Annotated in this window: 9 protein-coding genes and 1 pseudogene; 5 read left to right on the forward strand and 5 right to left on the reverse strand. The window is 41.5% G+C overall.

Annotated elements, in window-relative coordinates:
* Nucleotides 1-67 precede the first annotated feature (67 nt).
* On the reverse strand, nucleotides 68-1,210 hold the full coding sequence (locus tag AB4585_RS18565; RefSeq protein WP_017062601.1) for a fatty acid desaturase: 1,143 nt from the start codon (nucleotides 1,208-1,210) through the stop codon (nucleotides 68-70).
* 166 nt (nucleotides 1,211-1,376) lie between these two features.
* Between AB4585_RS18565 and AB4585_RS18570 the strand changes: the two genes are divergently transcribed.
* Nucleotides 1,377-1,922 carry an N-acetyltransferase gene (locus tag AB4585_RS18570; protein ID WP_017062600.1) on the forward strand — a complete coding sequence of 182 codons (546 nt, stop codon included), beginning with the start codon at nucleotides 1,377-1,379 and terminating at the stop codon, nucleotides 1,920-1,922.
* A gap of 169 nt (nucleotides 1,923-2,091) precedes the next feature.
* On the opposite strand, the gene AB4585_RS18575 is transcribed toward AB4585_RS18570, so the two are convergent.
* From AB4585_RS18575 to AB4585_RS18585, 3 genes are all read right to left on the reverse strand, one after another.
* Nucleotides 2,092-3,117, reverse strand: coding sequence for a GGDEF domain-containing protein (locus AB4585_RS18575; RefSeq protein ID WP_017070587.1), 1,026 nt, complete (start codon nucleotides 3,115-3,117; stop codon nucleotides 2,092-2,094).
* A gap of 282 nt (nucleotides 3,118-3,399) precedes the next feature.
* Complete coding sequence (ylqF, locus tag AB4585_RS18580; protein ID WP_009845440.1) at nucleotides 3,400-4,335, reverse strand: ribosome biogenesis GTPase YlqF; 936 nt, start codon at nucleotides 4,333-4,335, stop codon at nucleotides 3,400-3,402.
* 318 nt (nucleotides 4,336-4,653) lie between these two features.
* Nucleotides 4,654-5,604, reverse strand: coding sequence for a peptidoglycan DD-metalloendopeptidase family protein (locus AB4585_RS18585; RefSeq protein WP_017064506.1), 951 nt, complete (start codon nucleotides 5,602-5,604; stop codon nucleotides 4,654-4,656).
* A 258-nt stretch (nucleotides 5,605-5,862) separates the two neighbouring features.
* Between AB4585_RS18585 and AB4585_RS18590 the strand changes: the two genes are divergently transcribed.
* From AB4585_RS18590 to AB4585_RS18605, 4 genes are all read left to right on the forward strand, one after another.
* Entirely contained in the window at nucleotides 5,863-14,670 is an 8,808-nt protein-coding gene (locus AB4585_RS18590) for a tandem large repeat (RefSeq protein WP_372170538.1), read from the forward strand.
* 845 nt (nucleotides 14,671-15,515) lie between these two features.
* Nucleotides 15,516-17,210: a hypothetical protein gene (locus AB4585_RS18595; RefSeq protein WP_372170540.1), complete on the forward strand. Its 1,695-nt coding sequence runs from the start codon at nucleotides 15,516-15,518 to the stop codon at nucleotides 17,208-17,210.
* Between the two features lie 3 nt (nucleotides 17,211-17,213).
* The gene (locus AB4585_RS18600; RefSeq protein ID WP_372170542.1) at nucleotides 17,214-18,329 is read left to right on the forward strand and encodes a TolB family protein; all 1,116 of its coding nucleotides are present in this window, start codon (nucleotides 17,214-17,216) and stop codon (nucleotides 18,327-18,329) included.
* Nucleotides 18,329-23,101, forward strand: a complete 4,773-nt coding sequence (locus AB4585_RS18605) for an OmpA family protein (protein ID WP_372170543.1) — start codon at nucleotides 18,329-18,331, stop codon at nucleotides 23,099-23,101. The genes AB4585_RS18600 and AB4585_RS18605 overlap by 1 nt, the downstream gene beginning before the upstream one ends.
* 76 nt (nucleotides 23,102-23,177) lie before the next feature.
* Here the strand turns inward: AB4585_RS18605 and AB4585_RS18610 are convergent.
* Nucleotides 23,178-23,342 (reverse strand): annotated as a pseudogene (locus AB4585_RS18610) (helix-turn-helix domain-containing protein); the annotation flags it as partial.
* Nucleotides 23,343-23,361 lie beyond the last annotated feature (19 nt).

Here is a 23,361-nt window from a genome sequence, read left to right on the forward strand (position 1 = left end):
AATATGAGGGCTTTTGAATAAGAATCAAACTGTGTTGTTACTGGGGTGTTAAGCGTACTGTTTTAGCTTAAGCGTATTGCTCAACCGTCATTGCCCAATTTTTCTTCTGTTGTTCGAAATTCATTTTGATTTGCTGATAACGAACCTTAAGAACAGAGTGTTCGTACTTCTTCACAACGTCTTCGCGCTTGCTTTCAAGTAGCTGTTTTTTAACTTCGTAATATTCGTTCATGTTTGATACTAGAGCATCAAACTCTTGTTGAAGCTTCTCTGCGATTTGTTGCTTGTCGGCACGATGCATGATTTTTTGCTGGGTGCGTTTAAGTAACATTGACGCTTCAGCTTTCTCAATACGAGCTTGAGGGGTTTTCTTAAGCTTACTTGCCAGTCCCATCAACGAAGCACTCTTAATCAACCATTTTGTTGGATCGTATTGCCACCAGTAGATGCCGTTACGGTAGTCGTTCTCAAAGATGTGGTGGAAGTTGTGGTAGCCTTCGCCGAAAGTGAGTACTGCTAACACACCGTTATCACGCGCTGTGTTTTTGTCAGTAAAAGGTTGGCTACCCCAGATGTGAGCAAGAGAGTTAATAAAGAATGTTGTGTGGTGGTTAAGTACCAAACGAACTGCACCTACGATTAACAACATGCCAATCACGTCACCGTAAATCACGCCTAAAGCGATAGGAACACCGAAATTCATTAGTAATGCTAACAGAACATAGTGCTTGTGCTGCCACATAACAATCTTATCTTTTTTAAGGTCACGGCAGTTTTCGTAGTTTTCGTACATTGAGGTGCTGTAATTACGAATCATCCAGCCAATGTGTGAGTACCAAAATCCACGTTTTGCAGAGTATGGGTCTTTGTCGTTGTTATCGACATGCTTGTGGTGAACACGGTGATCAGAAGACCAGTGTAGCGCGCTGTTCTGCAGGGCAAATGCACCACCTAATGCAAACAGGAATCTTAGGCTTGAATGCGCTTCAAACGCTTTATGTGACCATAAGCGGTGATAACCTGTCGTGATTGAAAGGTTACAGAACGTAAAGCAGATTGCTAGCCATATCCAGTGCTCCATGCCATAGCCAAAAAAGTAGCCATAAACGGGAGCCGCTACAACAGCAAGCAGCATACTAAAAGAGAACACAAAAATATTGAGCCAGATTAATGGCGGCTTTTTTGTAGATTGTTTGTCGGCACTATTCATTAGCAAATTTCCATTGGGCTTACATCTGTGCGCTAGAATATCAGCGTACACGTGTAAGTCAATATTGAAAGTGTAAACGTGTATTAGTATGTTTTGCTTAAATATTGTATAAAGGTAGTGTGAAATGTAGTAGCAAGTCATAAATGGAAGTACTAAGGGCTAATAAATGGAAATTAAGGTAGCTGAATATAAAGATTATGAGCGGATTGCCCAATTACACGCGGATAGCTGGAAGCTATATTACCGTGGCATTCTTGCTGATGATTACCTAGAACATGATGTTTTGGAGGACAGATCTGTTATTTGGCAGACTCGTTTGATTAATCCTCCTTTCAACCAACATGTTTTATTGCTTGAGGAAGGCGGTTTACTGGTTGGTTTTGTCTGCGCGTTCGGTAATCACAACTTTGAGCGTGGTACGTTCATCGATGCGTTACATGTAGATAATAATTATCGTGGACGAGGTGTAGGCAAGCGTCTGTTGTCTGAATTGTCGAAGTGGTTGCAGCAATACTATTCGGACTCAGGGCTTTACCTAGAGGTGATGTCTGAGAACCACCAAGCGATTGCTTTTTATCAGGCGATTGGTGGCAAAGAAGAACTAGAGCAAGTTTGGAACGCACCATGTGGCAGCCAAGTGAATGAAAAAGTGATTTCTTGGAGCTCTCCCGTTGAACTTGAACAGAAAACAGCGAGCGTTGTGTATTCTTAGTCGATTCTTGTTGAATACTGTTTTTTTGCTGAGTAGCAGGTTCTTAACGAAGCTATTTTAAAGCAGAAGAACAAAGACAAAAGCCCCGAGTATTAAGTTGCTCGGGGCTTTTTTGATTGAATTAGTGGTCGTTTTAATGATTCGCAAAGATGCGTGAAATATTGGGCGATTAATCACACCATGTGATCTTATTCCTACCGCCTTTTTTCGAAATGTAGAGTGCTTGGTCAGCGTCGTCGATAAGCTGCTCGACAGAACCAAGGGCTTGAGGGGCATGTTTCACACCGATTGAAATTGTTACTTCTAATCTAAGGCGAGTAGGGGATTCTAAAAGGGCATTAACCAGCGATTCAATTGAAGCCTCGGTTTCTCCTTGGACCAGCACCAAAAACTCTTCACCGCCGTATCGAAAGCAGTTACTGCTAGTCGGTAGTCGTTTTTGAATCTCATCGGCCAGTTCTTTAATCACCATGTCACCCATTTGATGGCCGTAGGTGTCGTTAATCGATTTGAAATGATCAATATCTATCATGAGCGATGTAATGGATCGCTGACGGTCTATGCTCGGTTCTATCACCTGATGAAGATAAAGGCGGTTGTAGCAGCCCGTTAGTGCGTCTTGATAGGAAAGGGCCTCGAACATATTAGATTGCTTGCGAAGCTGAATCGCTTGTTTGCGGAGTTGCTCGGATTGAGCGAAACGTTTGTGTACTTCCAGGTCACGTCTAACACAGGCCGCTGAGATTAGGATGTAAGCCGAGATATAAACGGAAATTGTTTCTATTTCATGCTCTGGCTCCGCTTCATAAAGCAGTGGCGCAAGGCCGATGAGATAAGCCAAAAAGATAAACGACAGCGTAGATATACTGTATCTGGCTGACAATCTTGAAAACGTACCAATGTAGATCATCACTAAAATGATGCCACCTTGGTAATCGAAGTTGTTCAGCTCGATGGCTAGTCGACCGACATAGACCAAGAAAAGTGAGCTAATTACAAGGAAGGCACTTTCTACGAGTTCCAAAACGTTGGGTTTGTTTGTAATACAGTATCTGGCGGCGGCCATCATCAATAAAAAAAGTATGACTCGGAAAATGATAGGCGTAATGCACTCGCTACCAAAGTGGATGTAGTCGGTGACGATAAAAGCACAGAATATTGAGATAGGGATGTAGATGAAATTTATGTACGGCAAATAAATTTCATTATCGAAATAGGTTTTAAATCTTTGATTCTTGAACCCAGAATAAGAGCGCATTGAGAAATTAGCCGAGATTGATACACAATAATTTGCGTAGTATGTCACAGTCTTTGGGATTGTAAACGACCATTTCTATAGATTTGTCAGTATGTTAGCTAGATCAACAAACGGTAGCGGGCAATATTCACGCTCTATTATCGATAGAGCGTGAATATCTAGAGGCTGGTGTAAGAGTGGTAAACAGAAATTAAAGCAGATTATAAAAACTAATCGCGATTAACGCTTGTTCTTCAGGTAACGCTTACGACGCTCTTCTTTTTTCTTAATCTGTTGTTCCGCTTTCAGCGCAGCCGCTTCTTCAACTTCGATCAGCTCTTGTGTGATCATTTCTGGCAACTCAAGCGTTACCTTACCTAAAGTGCCATTACGCAATTCGTGAAGCAGGATTTCTGAACATTTGTGAATGTCGATATGACCACCGGCACGAAGTGCACCACGCTTACGGCCAATCGCTTCCATCAGTTCGATGTCAGACTCAGGCAGCTCTTCAATTTGGTAGCGCTCTTGCAAAAGGTTAGGGTACTGTTTTGCTAGGTACTCTACTGTGTAAAATGCCACTTCATCGTATTCCATTGCTGTATCTTTTACAGCACCTGTTGCAGCCAAGCGGAAGCCACTGTGTGGGTTTTCTACTTTAGGCCAAAGGATCCCAGGAGTATCTGAAAGGATCACGCCGTTTTGCAGATTGATACGTTGTTGGCGACGAGTTACTGCAGGTTGGTTACCAGTTACCGCAATCGTACGTCCGGCCAAGCAGTTGATGATTGTCGATTTACCTACGTTCGGGATACCCATGATCATCGTGCGAATGTTCTTGCCCATCTGTTCACGGTGCGGTGCCAGTTTACGCACTAGCTCCATAACGTGGTTAACTTCTTCTTTAGCGCTGGTGGTAATCGCAATAGCCTTAACACCTTGCTCTTTTTCGAAGTGCTCAATCCAACGCTCAGTTAGCTCAGGGTCTGCAAGATCGCGCTTGTTTAACACTTTTACACAAGGCTTATCGCCGCGCAGTGAAGAGATCATAGGGTTTTCACTACTGAACGGGATACGAGCGTCCAGTACTTCGATGATCACATCAACTTGTGGGATAACTTCTTCGATTTCTTTGCGGGCTTTATGCATGTGACCCGGAAACCATTGAATAGACATAGAGATAAACCTTGATAAATATATTTGCTGCACATTGTAAGGGTTCGTTAGGGCGTGTAAAGCGCTATGTTGCCCTAGATTAATCAGAGTGAAAGTCCTTACAGGCAATATTATTGCAGTGAGCGATTGTAAGGGGCGCATACGTAGAGATTTCAAATGCTGTAATCCATCTAGCAGGCATTTGATTTAACAGTTGATGATTTGAAATGGATTCGGCGAAAAGTAAGTTTTTGTGTGTCGCCAATTGTTGAAAGATAAAATACTATTGCATTGAGTGTTTTATCTCGAAGATCCGACTGGAGACATAATCCTATGGGGTTATGTCTGTGGTTGATTTGATTGAACGAGATTTTTCATCAACTGTTTACGTTCTGCTTGAGCGATATAAATGAATTGGTTGTTATAACTTCTGTCTGTATTGATATATTGTTCGAAGTTAACTGGTACTCCAGCAACCGAAAGCTCTAAATGCAAGTGAGGTCCAGTTGTTCGGCCTGAATTCCCAGTAAGACCGATTATCTGACCTTTAGTGATGTATTCCCCAGCTAAGACATGTCTTTCTGAAAGATGAAGGTAGCGCGCATAGTTTCCATCAGTGTGTTTTATGGTTAAGTAGTTACCTGCGAAACGGTTATATCGAGACTTCAAAACGACACCGTTGGACAACGAATGAATCTCTGTGCCAATAGGTGTCGCGTAATCCGTTCCAAAATGAGGTGCAATTCGATTCGTTATAGGGTGTTTCCTGTTTAAATCGAATGATGAACTCACTCGATAATGCTTAGCAAGAGGGAATACATAGTCATTGTTTATTTTATATCCATTTTCGTTATAGATATTATCATCCGCCCCTCTCATAGCAAAAAATTCTATATCACTACCTAAATAGTAAAAAGCACTGACATATTCTGTTTTTGTACCATCATGTTGGGTTTTTATTGAAAACTTATCACCGTTGTTAACTGATTTAATAATGTCAAAATTATCACCTAATAGACTCAATAGTGATTTTAATTCATTGTTCGTCAAACCAGAGGATAGTATAGAACTGACAAAAGAGTATTTCACAACCCCTGAAACCATTTCAGATGTCGGAGCTGGGGTTGGAATATGAATGCTTTTGGGCTTGGCTATTTTAGGTGCCTGTTTTTTATCAGTATTTGAATGATTGTAGCTTAGCGATATGGCTGTTGAAACGATCAAAAAAACCATCAAAAGGCCAAAGGAAAGGGTACGGCGACTTAAATGGCTATTTATTTTCAAATACATAAATTATCAATAAAATTCGGTTAATGGATAAAAATAAGAATTAGATCATAATATTTATTTGTTTTTTTTGCATGTTATTTTAGTTCATTCCTTCGTAATGACTAGCTAAAGGTATAGGGTGTGTTTTTAGAGAGATAAAAAACAAACATTTCACCTTTTGATTTAGCTAAACTGTACTTTATAAGTAGTTATTATGTCATGTTGAGAAAATCTTAGACGATAATATAATCGCGGAAAAATATACTCTGCCAGAAAACTATGTTCACTAAAAATACGTTGAAATCAACATTAGGTCTTATTGTTACGTCGCTTATCTTAAGCGCATGTGGCGGTGGGGAAGGCGGAGGTGATAACACCCCGCCAGCAAGGAATACCGGAAGCATCTCAGGTAACGTTTTTGACGCTCCTGTGAGCGGTGCGAAAATTGAGGTGTTTGAATACAAGGATGGAAACCTAGGTAGGAAGTTAGCAAGTACGACTTCCGATGCTTTTGGTGACTACAAGGTTGAATTTGAATCTTCATCGATGCCACTTTTCATCGTAGCTAAAGAAGGCAGTTATACCGATCCCTTAACGAAAAATACAGTGTCTGTCAGTAACGGCAAAACACTGCGTTTAGAAGCCATGCTCAATTACAAAGAAGGGCGTGATCAAAACTTAATGCTGACCCCTTTGACGAACATCGTTTCAGCCTTAACTCAATACAAAGTAGGCAGGGGAGTGTCAGACTCTACTGCTATATCGGAATCACTAAATAGCATTAACGATATGTATGGTTTCGATGTCAATGAAACTACTCCGATAGACATTACTAAAGGTGGTCAAAGTAGTTTTGCTACATCCGGTCACCAATATGGTGCTTTGTTAACCGCTTATTCTTCTTATTCGTACGATCTAATTCAAAAATACGGTGATACTCAGAGTAATATTTACACATCGATGCATTTGGCTGATATCCAATATCGAGATGTCATTGCCGATGGTCTTCTTGATGGGCTGGAAATAAGTACTGTGTCGGGAGGGGTAACCCCTTTAACCTTCGGTCAACAAAAAGTCTCTAGTGATATTTACACTCACGATTTGGCACAGCATGTTCTAATTGTCGTCAATGATCCTAACTTAAATATTTCAGGAACAGACGCAGACGACTATGTTGAGTTTAGCCGTAAGATTAATGACCAAGGCACCAATAGCGGTACTGGCGGTGTGATCCCACCTCGCGACGAAACCGAAATTGATACCGAAGCGCCTACAGTGTCTAGAACAGACAGTGATGTATTGGCAGGTCTCGATAAAGTGGATATTAAGCTCAATGATGAAATTGGTGTTCAAGGTGTCTCAGCGTACCTTGAATACCAACTGGACGGTGTCTGGTCTCTCGAGAGTCAGTGTGACGATGAACAAACTGCGGGTAGTGAGTTTTGTTTCTTGGAATTCGACGGCTTTGAATCTGGTCTTAGAGAAACAAGTATTAAAGTAAGTGTAGACACAAAAGCCATTGACGCGGTAGAAGTTGATTCGGATACGGGACTCTCAAATGTAACTGCGGCACGTTTGGTTTTTTATACGACTGACGTCTTAGGTAACGAATTAGTTCAAGGGCGAGATGTTGGCCATTATGTAAACTTTGAATGGGACAACAATGCGCCGGTAATTGAAGTAACCTCGGCTAGTTCTATAAACAACAGTGCAAAAGAGTATGTGCTTAAAGGCACTGTAAAAGAAGACTCGCAAGAGATTGATTCGGTAACGGTTTCATTTAAAGGCGGTTTAGATGATAGCGTTTCTTGTGGTCATATAACTTTAGAGTCAGGCAGTGCCTGTGAATTCAGTAAGGGATATTCAACCGATGAATTCGTATCGATAACAACATTTGAAATTAAAGCCACCGATAGCAACGGGAATATTGGTAAGGAAGTTCACGAAGTCGTTCGTGATGATCAAGCGCCGGCGCAAGTGATTAGCTACCCAGAGAATGCTCCAATGAATTATGTCAACGTTAGTGTTGATGGGGAACGCGTAACTAAAGAAGATGTTTATACGCAAGACACCTACACATCAGAAACGGTTCAATCCACTCGTGATTATTTGAAGATTGATTACATTTACGCGAGCAAGGGGATTTTAAACTCAATTCCCGATGTCGATTTTAGTGACTTTAATGTCAACGACCTCAAAGATAACAAAATTCCATATGTTCGTGTCAGAGTCTCAGATGGCAACGGGGATATGGGGTTAGGATCTAGTGCCGACAAACTTAAGCTAGTTGTTAAGTATTTAGTAAGCGCAAACAATGATAATAACTACGTGCTTCAGAAGGTAACCGATACCGTAGCCTCTGCCGCTAACATACCCCACGAAACTATCTCTGATACTGAAGGACACGTAAATGAGGTTATCTATTATGTTCCTTTTGTAAAAGAAATACTTGGTGACAACTTCGATTCGACGTCCGAGAACAGCAGTCAAAAACTAGTGATTCAAACTATTGACGAGTCTGAAAATGAAAGTGCTGAGCAAGAAGTTTATTTTCGTAGTAGCTTCGACTTGCCGACAATGACGATCGTTACTCCATTTATCGGGGCTAGTGTGCAATTGGAGGGATTAAACTCGAAGGGAGAGTTTACCTCACTAGGAAGATGTACCACGATTCAGCACTTAGAAAGTGATGGAACAAATAAAGCACTCGATGTTGCTGGATGTGAAACAACAACTGATGTAGTTAACTACGACTTTATGCGAGTGCGGTTAATCGGTATTGATGGTAATACGCAACCGTATTACTACAAGTGGGAGAGTGATCCAGGTACACAATCAGAACAAGTGAACCTAAATAGCGCGAATATAGGTGCCTACTTTAAACTTAATGGTTCTAAGACTTTTTATATTACCGAGCTAGCAACATACCAAACCGGACTGTTTGACTCTCAATGGAATCAAGTTGAAGCTGGAAACAAGACTCCAGAGAATGCCGCACGAATTTTAGACGACGTACAATATGCTCTCGCTGGTGGAAGCGATTCATTCTTTGGTTTCGACCCAACGATCGTTTCGTATGCAACGAATGAAATATTGAAAGGTGCTATTCCGGAAAAACTGCCTAATAATTATATTCATCGGTTTTTAGTAGAAGCGATTTATGACATTACCCAAATAAACAATATGCTACTGAGTAACTCTGTTGATTTTGCTTCCGCTATCTATGATGACTTGCAATACGATGGCCAAGCTAACGGTATTGGTAGTGGGGGTGAAAAAATAGTTCTAGATTCATATGAATTTAGCTCAAAGTCTTACCGTAATGACTTAGCGCAATCATACTATAACATTATGACTGAAAAGTATGGTGTAGCAGCTAACCTAGCTCAGCGATACGCCGATCAGATATCAATGGCGAACCCAAGCCTCGATGGCGAACAGATTATAGACGGTGATGGCGAAAGTATTGATAAATCACCGCCTCAACCTTCGCTAAGTATCGAAAATGGCCGAGAAACATGGGTTGGAAATAAACGGTACGTTGCTGGTGTTTTAGATTCACGGATTATTTTGGAAGATCCGTCAGGCATTGTCGTGGAAGAAGGCAGTCAGCCATTATTTGTTACAGTGTGGTATAAGAAAACTGAACCGAATACGGAAATCCCAATTGATCTGAATATTCGAGAGTCAGGTGGTGATAATTATAAAAAAGAGTATTTATTTACCCTTAATACCGAGTCTTCAAATCTCAAAGGGATTGTCGAGTTTGCACTTGTGACCAGTGCAATGGATGAGCATGGAAATAGCTATGGTTACAATGGAGAGGAACCACATACGGAAACTTTGTATGTGGATAATGATTATCCTTTAGCGACTTATATTCCCCCGAGCGATGGTAATGGTGATCCGATTGACGAAAATGTCTATTTGAACACCAATTATGTTCAAGAACTCACTTTCAACATTGACGATATTGTAGGAGACAAATTGGACGAGCGAGGGCTCACTTTCTACAACTCGGCAACCGGTGTTACTAATGATTATGACGCTAACTCACATTTTTCAAGTAATACAGAGGATCATTTTAAGGTAAAACTATGCTCTGGAGACAAATGTAGCAGTCAAGGTAATATTATTAGTCCAGAAGATGGTAATTGGGTGGTGTATGTTAATGCTGAAGACAATCTGTCTAATATAGTTAACCGCCAGACGACCAATGCCCCTCAATTTAGTGTATTACTTGATTCAAAAGGTCCGGTAGTAAACGGATCTAAAATTATTAACCACTTAGGTGGTAATACTAGCTGGGTACCTGATATTACTTGGAGCTTGAGTCCAGGGAGTTTGGTTGAAGTCGATATGAAGTCAGAGTCTGGCAGGCGTTTCACTTTGCAACATTACGAAACAGAACCTGAAGAGAGTACTGAGCCGTATCTATTAGGCATGCAGCCTAACGTAGAGGTGAGACTAGTTGCGGAGGCATTTAAATATAATGAGAAAAACTTCTTCTACGTAACAGCAACAGACAGTTCTTTTCCATCGGGAACACACAGTGGTGAATTTGAATTCTTGGTCGACAACAAGGGACCAGTAATTGAATTAGCTGACCCTTGGGTTTTAGACACTAATTCAGGTGAAAGCTATGTTCTTGGTACCGCATTTACTGTAAAGCTTACATCAGTATCTGACGACTCTGATGTATCTAAGGTTGAACTTTGGCAACAAGGTCAAAACGCTGCAATACGTTCAATTGACCCCAAAGATCCAACGCAGCCCTTTGATATCGAAATTACAGAAACGCAAAGTGACACTATAGTGATTGGCGAAGACAGAAAGGCTAACCTGTACCTCAAAGCCCTAGACGAATATGGGTTTGAATCTGAAACAGAAATTAGAACTGTTCTGCTAGATCGTGAAGGCCCATCACTAAAGTTAAATGCGTTTGATCCGGAAAGTTTCTATCTTGGTGATTATGTATTCAATCTTTCAGCCCAAGATTTAAATGATAGGGGAACACCATCATCAGACGGTGTTAACAATGAAACATTAGAGTATTGGACTTTCAAAGAAAACCCCTCTGATGCAAGCACCTTAGTTGGTGAAGATATGAAGATTCCTTTAAGAGGTGAAAACGATGGTGATAGTGCGATTCGCACTATCAGATTAGGTGGTTCCGACATTAGAGGGAATACGACAAGCATAGATTATGTGGTTAAAGTTCAAAACTCAAAGCCCACTATTAACTCGGTTACTTTCACATATGAAGATGGCACGCCAGTTTCTTCTGGTGGCCAGATACAAATTACTCGTGTTGAACCTGTAATTATAAGTATTGATGCTGAAGATGAGAGCGGGATCCCGCTAGTTGAAGGTACTTATAAATATGGGGAACAAACCAACAATATCTCATTTTCTCAGAAAGGTGGCCTTTGGGAAGCTAGGTTGACAGAGGCAGATCTAACGGAAGATGGTGCCTATCAGTTGGAATTCAAAGTATATAATAACGTTCGCTATAGCTCTGAACAAGAAAGGCCTGTTTCCGAACGGTCAGAAAGTATCAATGTGCAACGTCAAGGTGTTGCTCTGTCAATCGTAAAACCGACTGACTTCCAAAGTCATATATCGGGAAGTACCCTTAATGTTGAATTTGGCCCTGCGGGTGAGGTAAAAGCAAAAACATTAGAATGTTGGGTTAGAGAGAATTACACCTCAGACGGTGTGCCGGAAGATGGTTCGAACAATGCTTATTCAGGTGTTATAACTAATCCTCAAGAAAATTATAAGTGTAGCATTACAACTGATGTGAATATGTCTGTTTCACCTGTGGTTTTGATAACGAAAACAGTAGGAACGAATGATACTGAAACAGTCAATAAATTCAGCTTTAATATGATGGATATCGATGCCCCTACGGTTGAACAAGACACATATCAATTTACTGGCAATGACGTTGGTTTGAACGCCGAAGGTAAGAAAGTTCTGAGCTTAACATTGAGCTTCAAAGACAATCTTTCTGGTGTGGATATTAGTGATGGTAACGAACCGTTATTGGTAAGAAATCGATTAAATGTGTCTTTTGAACCAAATAGTTGTAGCTCTAAATTGGGTATAACGACATGTACGTATAGAGAGTTGTATGCCGATATCCTCTCTCCTGGGGCGTTACAGCACTTATACACGATTAAGAACTTGTCTGATGTCGCCGGAAACTTAGGTTCGGATCATGCGTTAGAATTATTGCTTCCAGCCCAAGGCGATTTAGAAATCGCTATTACCAGCCCTGCTGAAGATACTATTATTCGAGGTGAGACCCTTGAAATGAAATTCAAGGTGAAGGTTGGACAAAATTCTGATCTTGAAAATGTCGTCGCAACTCTAGATGGTGCGTCATATAATTTGAATGATAACCCAGAGAACTTTGGCCCTTTCACTAAGTGTGAGGATGACTATTCTTGCTCGACGTTTACCGCGCCATTAGATGACAAACTAGATGGTCAATTTATCAAGCCTAAAATTCAAATTATTGATGTATGGGGAGAGTCTATAAGCGATGAAGTCAGCGTAATGGTCGATAATAGCCTACCAAATGTTGACGACACTGTATCCCTCAATGAATCTCCGGATGATTCTAGCTTAGTTAGATTTCAGTTTTCTGTGTGGGATGAAGGTAGCGGTATAGCAAAGGTTAAGTACACAATAGTTAATCCTAAATATGTATTTGATAAAGATGACATTGGCGACAATTCACACCTTTATTTTGATCTTCCAAAAACTGAGTTAGAAGAGTTGAATTCGATACGAGTCAATGTCGAAGCAACTGACAATGTAGGTTGGACTCAAAATAAGACGATTGATATTGACATTAGGATACCAACTATTGATTTGGCTTTTGATGGAATAACGAGTTTACAAGGGGGTAAGCTTGCTTTTACTAATGATAGCCAAGCGTTCACCATTACCTCTGAAGAGGGAGAGGATGTAAAGGCTGCTTCCTATGCTATAGATTTGGTTCCAGTTTCAGGTAACACGATTAAGTTTTCTGGGAAAATAGCCTCTTCAACAGCTTCAGATACGATGACTTTTGATATCGATGCTCAAGCTGAGTATATGCAAAAAGTAACCGTAACCGATTCTATCGGGCGAGTTATTATTGACTTTAATGTGCTCAACAAGACTTACGATGCTGAAGGCATCGCATCCATTGTTGATTACCAAGCACCGGTCATTTCAAGTATCACCAGTACTCAGGATTCGATGATTCCAGAGGAAGGGCTATATTATTTGGATGTAAGAGCATACGTCTTCGATAAAAATCTAAGCAGTGTTGGTTCTACTGCGGAAAACGGTACCGATGCCCCGGTAAACCCACAATCAATTGAAGAACCGACCAAAGACGGTGACCCTTACTTGATACGTTATCTTTTATCTCCTGGCGATTATCTAATAAATGTAACGGCAGACGATTTAGTTGAACACCAGACCGAGAAGTCACTAAATACAAAAGTTGAAGCAGCAAGTATTCCAGAGCTAACAATATCAACGGCAGCATCAATGCCTTTGGCTGGTGGCGTTGAAATTCCACTTTTGTTTACCTTCACTGAAGAGGTTAATCAATTTGAATTTTCAGATGTAGAGATTTTAGCAAGTGATGGCAATGATACAGGCGAGTTGAAGCAAGCATCATGGAGTACAACAGACAATATAACTTGGTCGGTCAATTACATAACGCCTGAAAAACAGAACAAAAACATAACCATACGAGTCGGTGATAATAGTTACGAAAGCGTAAATACTATCCCCGGTACAGGGGATAGTTTGGTTTTGGGGATTGAGGGTGTGTTACCAACCCTGTCTAGCGTGACATTTGATCCAATGCATCAGCAAGTAGGCAAAGATGTACAAGTAGCCCTTGAATTTGATAAGGAATTAGAAGAAGTAACGGCCATGCTTGGTGGTAATCAAATCAACTCACTAACTGCTACGGCTGATAAGAAAGTTTGGAAGGGTAACGTTCGAGTGCCTGATACTAATGAATTAACAGTGGCTTTGATTACAGAGCAATACAAAGACCTAGTGGGTAATGTGGGCATGCAAGACAGCACACACTCGCTGCCTATCACGCCAACGTTGGACATCACACCGGTGGGCAGTGTGGACGGCAGCAATGCCGCGAACTTGGCCTTCTCAGGCACCTCGACCCGTTTTGATGGTCAAGAGCTTCGCCTGGCAGTGAAAGCGCAAGACAATGAGACGGTATTGAAAAATGGCGTTACGACCGTAGCAAGCGGTGGGGCTTGGAGCAGTACGGTGGACATCAGCGATCAACCGAACGGCAGCTACACCGTTATTGTGACGGGCACCAACGCTGCAGGCGTGCAAGTAAGCGAAAGCGCAAGCTTTACGCTCGCGCAAGCGGTACCGACGTTAACGAGCGTGACGTTTAACCCAAAACACCAAGCGATAGGTCAGAGCGTATCGGTCAGTCTTAAGTTCGATAAAGCGCTGCAAGCGGCCAGTGCCGAGTTAGGTGGTACGGTCATCTCGCTGACGCAGAGTGCGGACGCCAGCGTGTGGACGGGCAATGTCGATGTATTAGTCGCGACGTCGTCTGATTTGACGGTGGATTTGGTGGTGAAAGATTACCAAGACTTATCGGGTAACGTGGGGGTGCAAGACAGCACACATTCGCTGCCTATTACGCCAACTATCAGCATCTCTGCGATCAACAGCGGTAACGATGTTAATGAATCAGAGACACCTACATTGATTCTCGATGGTACTACGGTTCGTTTTTCTGAAGGAGATAAGTTGAGCCTAAGTGTCACGGATAGTGGGGGAGTTAAAGTTTCAGATGCTGAGGTGCTGGTTGGTGAAAATGGAGTTTGGCAATATGAACTGACTCTTGATCCAATCGAAGGTGGGTCTGTGACGGTGTCACTACATGGTGCCAATGCACTTGGAGCCGATGGCACTTTGGTTGAATCTACATTTACCTTAAATAAGGATGTGAACGCTGCAGTGGTCGTAGTGCCAAGTTTATTACGACAACTGCTTATTTACGACAAGGGCACAAAACTAGCAGCGTAACGCTAATCGTTATATGGAAGATTAGACAAAGGTCTGCCTATTCGGCAGACCTTTTTTGCAAATGTATCTCAGGTTGTAGAAATTTGAATATGCACAGTGGACTTAATCATTTCTATTCTCCTCAAGTCGATTTTTTTGTACAGCAGTGACTAATATTGATTAGTTTAGTGATGCTGAGTCATTGAAATGAAAATTATTTTGTTTTTCCTATTTCATTATTTAGTCATATTTTTAGTCAGATAACTAATATAACTGGTGATGTAATCAGAATGGCAATTGTATAGATATTTTGCATAGTAGTTTTTGGTGTTATCTCTATAAAATTGCCATCTTGATATTAAATGCATAATATATATAGTGTTTATATCACATCGTTATTTGATGTGGTGTTCTGCATTTTGGTACTTTAGTACCGCCCTTTTAAGCCAATTTAGTGTTCCAAAATAAATCCTATTTATATTGGCTAAGTTTATGTGGGAATTTATTCCCACTTTTTTTTCTTTTACAGATGAGAAAATGCTCAATATAACCTTCTAAATCGATGAAATGCTTCCACCAGATATGTGTGTTTGGTCTAGTTAGTATTTACTTAAGTACGCAATGAAATGATTGTTATGTGACATCCGTTCAAATTGATTTGCCTTTTTAGTTGGTCAGACGAAATGACTATTTATCCTGTTTAATTAGCTTTATTGCTAGTGTTATGGTTTTTGACGATACTCCTTCTAATCTATTGAAATTTATAAGCATTACGCGTAGAATTTATTTAACCAAATCGTTTTTTAAGCCTTATCAGCTTAGTTATCACCGCAACTATATATACCTGTAGGTTGTGGAGAATCCAAATGCACTTAGTTTGCAAATTTATATCTAGTTCGTCTCTCAGTACGAACTACCTTCAATATGTCTTAACACCGGATGAGTGTATCGGGCTATTTTCGCGTGCGCGCACCCCTAAAGACATCTTGGCTCAGTTACCAAGCACTCTGGTTCAGCAGATTACTGCGTCGGCTAAAAAAAATGTCCACAGCCTGCTCAATGCTATTCGAGTAGAACTTGTAAAAGCGAACTGGGTTTGTCTTTCATCCAATGTGAGACGTAGTCCACTAACGAGTAAGCAGCTAGCAAATTTCCCCCGACTGAAGTTACATGTCGATCGGGTGAGCAATAGTACTGCAGAGCGCGTTCATAAAGCTAACTACCAGCAAGTTGTCGATGATGTACCTTTGGCACGCCACTACAACTTCTCGCCGGTTGAACCTTCCCCTGAACATAAAATCGTCGTTGAGTTTGCTGGTCAGTGGTCGAGTAATGCTGGCTGTCTGATGTTAGGAACTACCGATACTCAAAAAGAAAAAGTGACGGTAGGTAAGTCAGATCGAAAAAATAAACACCGAAGCCTCGCTACATTTAAAGATCTTGAATTAGAGCGTAAAACGCTATATATCAAAATCCCTTGTTCCGATCAGCCTCAGCCAATTTTGCTTAAACTCGCCGAAGACCTGCAGCCCGTTTATAAAGAAACGCAGATGGAAGAGTGGGATAACGTGTTGGTGCCGGTAGTTCCGCTATACAAATCGGGTTCTTCATGGGATGGCTACACGTCGGGGCGTGTTTACATTATTTGGAATGGGGAAGTTTGGCGCGAACTACAGGTAACAAATGATGGATATTTTGCTGATGTAGACATGAGCAATAGCCGAAAAAAAACAACGGAGACAAGACACGTCAATATTGATGGCTCTTCGTTGTTCCCCGGAGAGAATGTTGCTTTTGAACGGTTCACCATTTTGCAAGATGGAGTAGAAGTGTTTAGCGGCGAACTAGACATCAATGAGCAGGCAAGAGTGTTTAGTTTGGTCGCAGAGGAGGTCGAGATCAAGTTCGTTGGTTTTGAACATGAGCAATTGATGGTTCCGACACATCCTAGCCCTATGAAAGCCTCTTCTACACTGAGTGATGAGGTTCTGGGCTATCCGCTACCTCACATCTGGATACCATACAAAATCAAAGGTGAGTGCCAAGGCGTTTACCTGTATTACGCATCTCAAGCATTAAGTGATGCTGCTATTTCTGAATTAGAAAGCAATTATGAATCGATGGCTGTTTCACTAGCTGAAACGTCAGACTACAGCAGTAATCAAGAATTTACTCAACAAACCGTTTTTGCTTTGCCTGAGCTCTCTGAAAGTCAAAAAGTGAAGGCGGTTGTGAATGTACAGAACGATTGCAATGTCGCCGCAGTCAATATACCGCCTCCTGGAAGTGAGATCATATTACGCTATCGTGTTCTTAGCTCCACTGATCAACCCGATGACTATTTTATGTTACAAAACGACGAGCATAGTTGGTCGCAAAAAGCATATTTTCGTTGTGCCAAGGTCGATGAAGATGGCTATCTCAATTTACGATTTAGTGGCTGGCCTGAAAAGGTTAAAGAAGTCGATATTTTAAGGGGAGCTCATGCATCACGAGGGATTGAAACTCCCGAAACGTTTAAGTTGCGCGAAAAAGTAAAAGTTACGGATTTATTAGGCTAAAAAATGAAAAAAACACTACTAATAACGTTATTAGGCTTAGCAATCATTGGTTGTAATGATCAATCTCAACAGAGTGCTTCCCCTATTTCGAGTTCTGCGCAAACAGAGCAAGAAAAACACCCAGATCGCGTTTATGTCGGCGAGCAAAACTACTACGTAATGGAATCGGCAGTTACCAATGAGAATTGGGTATCCGATGACGAAATACAACCTATGCCGGGTCAGTTTCCTAAATACTATGTCTTTAATTCAGATGAATGGCCTAAGGAAGACATTAACGATGCTAGCTCTTATGATCTGCCGCGTTTTCAGTTTGCATGGGACAATGATGATGATGACAGGGTGAAACTGAAGATTTGGAGCATGAAGACGGATGGTACAGATTTACGTTTAGTGGTTCCAGATACCAAGGTTGATGGCATTGTACTTATTCGACGCTCTCCTAACTTGCGTTATGTTGCTTGGATAGATAGGGGAACTGGCAAGTATGTTTATGACTTACAAACGGGTGTAAAAACGCGAGTGATGGGAGGTGGCTCTCCTGGCATGGTTTGGTCAGAGGATAGCCGTTATTTATATTTTCATACCATGCCGGGACAGAATTTTGATGTTGATAACGCGCGTTGGAATTCTGAAACTGGCGAAATTGAAGCGATTGATTTTGGAGTTGGACCTTACGCTGTCCTGAAAAATAAGACGATAACGAATCTAAGTTACACAGGGGTGTTTAAGCGAGATTTAACGAACAATGCTCTGAAACATATAAGTATTAATCCAACAGGTAAGGTTCAGCAAAGAGAGTGGTTGAAATTTCGGGGTATGAGTCCAACGGGTCGATATGCTTGGGGCCAAAATAATCAGAATAGATTCATTTTTGATATTGAAAATGAAACTGTAAAAAAATACGACAAAACCGAATATGTGGGTTCAGGGATATTAGGAAAAGATGCTCGATTCAGTGCACATGACCGCGTATCTCGTATGACTGTCGTCGATCGCGAAACACATCGACGCTGGCAATGGTATGCGTTGGGTACTGGCGAAATAGGCGTTAACTCTAATATGAGCTTATACAATGGCTTGGTAAATGATGGTCTTTGGTTTAAGGAGAGTGAGTAATGGACGACGTATGTACTTACGATAAACCGATGTATTTACTGGGTGTGTATTTTCAAGGTGAAGCTACAGATGTGGGTAGCGAGTTCAGTAATTGGAATACAGTGTCAGACTTAACCAGCGTAGATCAAGTAAAGAATGTTCGGCCTATCCCATTTACCCCAATACTAATAGATGCTCTTGCCCAAGACTCTGTAACTTTGCCTAGGTTCTGGGGAAGTGACCAATATGGCAGGCTATGTAACCTATCGTACTTAGGTGAAGCTGAAGATAGTAAAAAGCAAGTACTTCTTCGCCATAATAGCCCCATCACAACGATTGATATTAATCAAAGCTATGAGATGTTGTTTCCGCCCACCAATTTAATTGGTCAATTAGCGCAAAAATCGTCATCTGTTGTTGAACTAAAAGAAACAATGAAATCACTGTATACGGAGATGAGTTGGAGAAACGTAGCGAAACGGTTTAGCCCTACCAAAATTTCTGTAAAACAACTTGCAAAGCCTTATATTCAGGAGCATGGGCAGCCCCTTTCTCAAGAAGAAGAAAACTACAACCAGTGGTATGCAGATATCCAGTTATCTGGCGTTGAGGTTATTGAGGGGTTTGTTGTACCCAGTGTTAATACTGTTAGTATCGTGTTTAGCAGCGATATTTACATAGGTGCGGAAGTCTCATTAATAAAATATTGCAGCACACTTGGCAATCAGCAAGAAACGTCAGAGGTCGTATTGGAAAGAGGCGTCGTGAGCCAGCCTTTTTATGATGATGAAGATCAAGAGTCGCAAGAATTTAATGACACTTTGCCATCTGTATCATTTAATCTACCTTCGGTTATTGAACCTGCGAATTCTGAGTCAACCTCAGAAGATGATCACATCGTGCTGGGTGATGGTTTCTACGGTCTGAGGGTTCAGTTCTTTGTTCAGGACTATCTTAAAGAAAACAAGCGTCTTCAAAATAAGTTTCCTGAAGTTATTCAGTCTGGACGACTAAGGTTTGAACGGAATAAATTGTCAGCAGTCACTGGCGTAGCAGATCAGGATTGTTATACCTACGAATTGAACGAAAAGGTAACGTTTAAATCAATCAGCGGTTACGGAAAACTCGCTATTGTGTGCGGCGACATGATCTCTCTTGAAGAGTGTTTGTTTTATCAGTACCCCCAAGCATTACCCTCCAATTACAGCGAGTTAATGACAAAAACCGGTAAATCGGTTCCTCTTAGCGGCACGGGTGTTAATACACTCGGATTAGCGTCAGCAATCAAAAAGAATGCGGAAAGTTTGGCTGAAGGTTTTCTGATGGGAGGGAATCCATTTTCAGAAAACCTAAAAGCAACGATGTTCAGTGTAGCTAAAGGGATCTGGTCGGACATTGAGCATCAGAAATTGCCTGATTTAATGACCAGCAGTGTTGCACTCGCTTTTGGCTTTTCAGCATTTAAAGAAAGCCGTAAAGAATTGACCAAAGCGATAAGATTTGCCAATAAGGGGCTCGACTTTAATCAAGCGGCAGCCTTGGCGTTTCGCAAGAGCGGTATGAACATCTCTTTTATTAAGCGCGAACTCGATGTGATAAAAGCTAGCTTGATCACGGATACGTTCAGCGAGAACTCAACACGACTTGCGAGGTCATGGTTTAATGGCTCCGTTATGGAGAAGATGAACCGAGCATTTCCAATTCTTGAATCTGGCTCTAGCTTAGTTGACTTGTACGATTTGGTGCAAAAAGAAAACGAGCTTGAGAAGAAATCTCTTGAAGCCAAAGAAGATTTCGATGCTGTATCTCAAAGTTACCTTCAATCTATTTCAGTTATTAAAGCGTATCAACAATGGGCACAAGCGTTAGACGATGCTAAAAACGTCATCAATGGTAGCGATGGTGAGGAGATAGCCCACATAGTTGAGGACAGCCAAGGGTTAGCGATTCATATCAACTTTAAGTTCAACGAATGGCAACATGGCAATGAGCACGGCAAGCTGAGAACAGACATTAAACAAGTGTGTAAGAACTTGTCGCTATTGATGCTAGATAACCCAAGCTACAAGGTATCGATAGAAGGGCATGCTGGTAGGATTGGCTCTTCTGATGCGAACGATCTTGTTGCTGCTAATCGTGCAAAAACTGTTACCAACGCAATAACCTCCATTGACTCTAGCTTGGAAGAAAGGGTTTACACGGCGTCTTATGGAAATACTCAACCGCTTACGGCTGATAGTACCAAGAGCGATATGTCACAGACCGGAGACAGTGCCCCAGCAGCTTTAGATCGACGAGTTGAAGTTCGATTGATTATTCCTAACTATCAAGTTGTTTTACCACCGAGCCGCAGCGGAATGGTGGAATTAGAGAAAGCACGTCAGTTGAAGCAAGCATTGGATGTTGGCTTAGATGATACGCAGAAGGCGCAAGTCGCGGCGGTGTTAACCACTCTTAGCGGGTTTGCGATGTTTACTCCGCTAGCTCCGCTTGCTGCGGGTATTTTGTATCTAAAGTCCGGAGCAGAGCTAGCAGACTGTGGGTTATCTGTGTTGGACGAGCTCATTACTGAAAAAGCCTATTCTGACTTTAAAGGACGTTATCAGAATATCGACCAACTAAACCAGTTAGGTAAAATCCATATCCGAGTTCTTCAACAGTACAGAGATTTAAAAGTAACGATTGAGCGTAGTGAGATAAAGACACGTGATGAAGTTGAGTCTCATCTGAAGAATAAAGAAACGGTGCAAGAGCTGCAGAAACGATTTTTACTCCGTGCTCTTGCGCTTAATGGGCTCGTGGAACTGCTTGCTCGAATTTCGCTTTGGAACCCTAATGTTTCTAAGTTGCAAGGGCTGCTTGAGGAATATCGAGTTAAGGATTACATCGATGTTTACGTTATCAACGATAACTGGGAGGCCCCGTTAAGTAGCTACAACACCATGGCTCAGAATTGGATACAACGAGTTAGGGATGATAAGTCAGGAGCAAGTGCTGCCCGTGCTTTTGCGCAATCTTGGAAAAATGAACATTCGCCACAATTGTCACCTTTGTTGAAGAGAGCTCGTATTCAAGGGGAGTTCAATAAAGGCTTCCCTGTACAAGCCCGTCTATATCAGGGGGATGCGGACAATGGCTTTAACGATTTCGCAAACATGTTCGATAACAATGTGGAGTCTGTTAAATCGGACGATATCGGCTTCAGCCGTTTATTAGTTGATAGTAGAGGGGATGGGATTTCTTGGAAGCCATTTGACGAGTGGATTTCCCCAAACAAAACCAATCGAATTACGCCTTTTACACGTGTTAAGGTTCAGATTGTTTTATCAAGTAATGCCTCTAAATCTAAGAAAAAGATATTCAAGACAAAGCTGCAATACTGTTGTGAACGGTCGCTTTGGGACTTTAAAGGGCCAAGCTTTGAAGTTCTGATGGCGCCGCGAAAAGCGGATGATCTAACTTTGTGCGGGAGCAACGATAAGCTAAAAAGTTACTTTGACCAACACGCAGTTGAAGAGCATCTGACATGTGTTGAATTTGAGCCAACATATTGGTTCGGCGAATATGAAATCCCAGGTCTTAAGCCTTTATACTCAAATTACGAGATGCAAAGCTTCGATAAATGGAAACAAAGTGGAGAAGCTCGCTCAATGCAATACTATTTCACTGCTGATGGGAATACGTTGTCTCTAGCAGGTATTGAACAGCAGTTATTCAAGTTTAACTATGGTGTCGATGACAATAACACCTATGGTAAGCAGTGTTATCTGAATGACGATGGAGAAGTCGAGGTTGATGGTTTACCACTTGTTCTATACGACGGTCTGGCGAATAGGCAAGTAGTGATTAACGAATATGATTTACTAATCGAAGAGTTTGTTAAAAGTACTTCTGCTAAAAAATCTGAAGGTATTGCACCGTATCTAAAAGGTGATGTTTCGATCTTTAGTGCTGTTTCGAAAGGCAGTGGTTTTGAGTGGTTCGATGATAGAGCACCAAAATCCTCTGTACTTGATTGGTCTAATGATAAACCAGTTACTATATATGTCGCGTTTCTTTCCGAAGGAGGCGAAAAAGATGTGTACAGACGTATGATGGGAGAGAACTATCAGGTGCCAATGCGTTTATCTTTGTCGATTGAAGAGCAAGAGTCGATGTTTTCAAAAGACACGACTGAAGGGCCAAGTTTCTTCGGTTCACTGCTGGAAGTTGGTGAATACACTTATAAGAAAGAAGTACCTTCTCCTTATGCAAAAGTAGAAATCAAAGAGGTCAATTTCACTGATACTAACTCCGAACTTGCATCTGGGTTGGGAGCTTTTGTGGAGGAGTTTCAGTCGAAAGTTAATGTAGATCCCAATAGATACCTAGATCCATTTAGTGACCGTAGAACGCTACATATTGTTAAGTTTGAGCTTAGATACACCTCTCCTACTGGACGACGAGTGCCTACTTTGAGGCCATTTGGTCCTATTGTAGACAAGATAAAAGCAGAGTTCTTACCGGTGCATATTTCGGTATCATCGTTATCGCAAACGGGGCTTGCACCCGGCGTAGGGGAGTATCCTATAAAGCAGCCTCAGAAATTGTCTTTGCCTGGTGGTCAAAAATACAGTGTGCAAGGGATGCCTTGGATGGAGATTGAAGGCGATGCTTCTCGAATGAACGATTCAGCTTTTCTCTATTGGCAAAAAGAGTTAGCGAACAACCCGGTGAAACGAAAAGCGTGGATCGAGGATTGGATTGTGAAGGAACCGATGAATGTAAGCGTTCCGGAACAAAAATCAATATAAAAAAACCGCCTTCGGGCGGTTTTTTTGTTTCTATCGGACTGACTGAACACTCTGTTGTAATTGTTTTCTCTTTGCCTCAGCCCGCTGCAGAAATATCGTATTTCTTCATCTTGTGATTGAGTGTACTTAACGGGAGCGATAGTTGTTCAGCCGCTCGTTTCGTGTGCCAATTACAAGAGTTTAAGCAGTCGATAATCACAGTTCGTTCATATAGACTGACGACCTCTTTTAGGCCAACTGCGACATCGTCATCTCCTAGA

The sequence above is a fragment of the Vibrio sp. 10N.222.49.C9 genome, from assembly GCF_041474985.1.
Taxonomy (GTDB): Bacteria; Pseudomonadota; Gammaproteobacteria; order Enterobacterales; family Vibrionaceae; genus Vibrio; species Vibrio crassostreae_C.

Bases quoted from the DNA above. Each gene is read 5' to 3' on its own strand.
- AB4585_RS18565 (WP_017062601.1), bottom strand. From the start codon at position 1,210: ATGAATAGTGCCGACAAACAATCTACAAAAAAGCCGCCATTAATCTGG.
- AB4585_RS18570 (WP_017062600.1), top strand. From the start codon at position 1,377: ATGGAAATTAAGGTAGCTGAATATAAAGATTATGAGCGGATTGCCCAA.
- ylqF (WP_009845440.1), bottom strand. From the start codon at position 4,335: ATGTCTATTCAATGGTTTCCGGGTCACATGCATAAAGCCCGCAAAGAA.
- AB4585_RS18585 (WP_017064506.1), bottom strand. From the start codon at position 5,604: ATGTATTTGAAAATAAATAGCCATTTAAGTCGCCGTACCCTTTCCTTT.
- AB4585_RS18590 (WP_372170538.1), top strand. From the start codon at position 5,863: ATGTTCACTAAAAATACGTTGAAATCAACATTAGGTCTTATTGTTACG.
- AB4585_RS18595 (WP_372170540.1), top strand. From the start codon at position 15,516: ATGCACTTAGTTTGCAAATTTATATCTAGTTCGTCTCTCAGTACGAAC.
- AB4585_RS18600 (WP_372170542.1), top strand. From the start codon at position 17,214: ATGAAAAAAACACTACTAATAACGTTATTAGGCTTAGCAATCATTGGT.
- AB4585_RS18605 (WP_372170543.1), top strand. From the start codon at position 18,329: ATGGACGACGTATGTACTTACGATAAACCGATGTATTTACTGGGTGTG.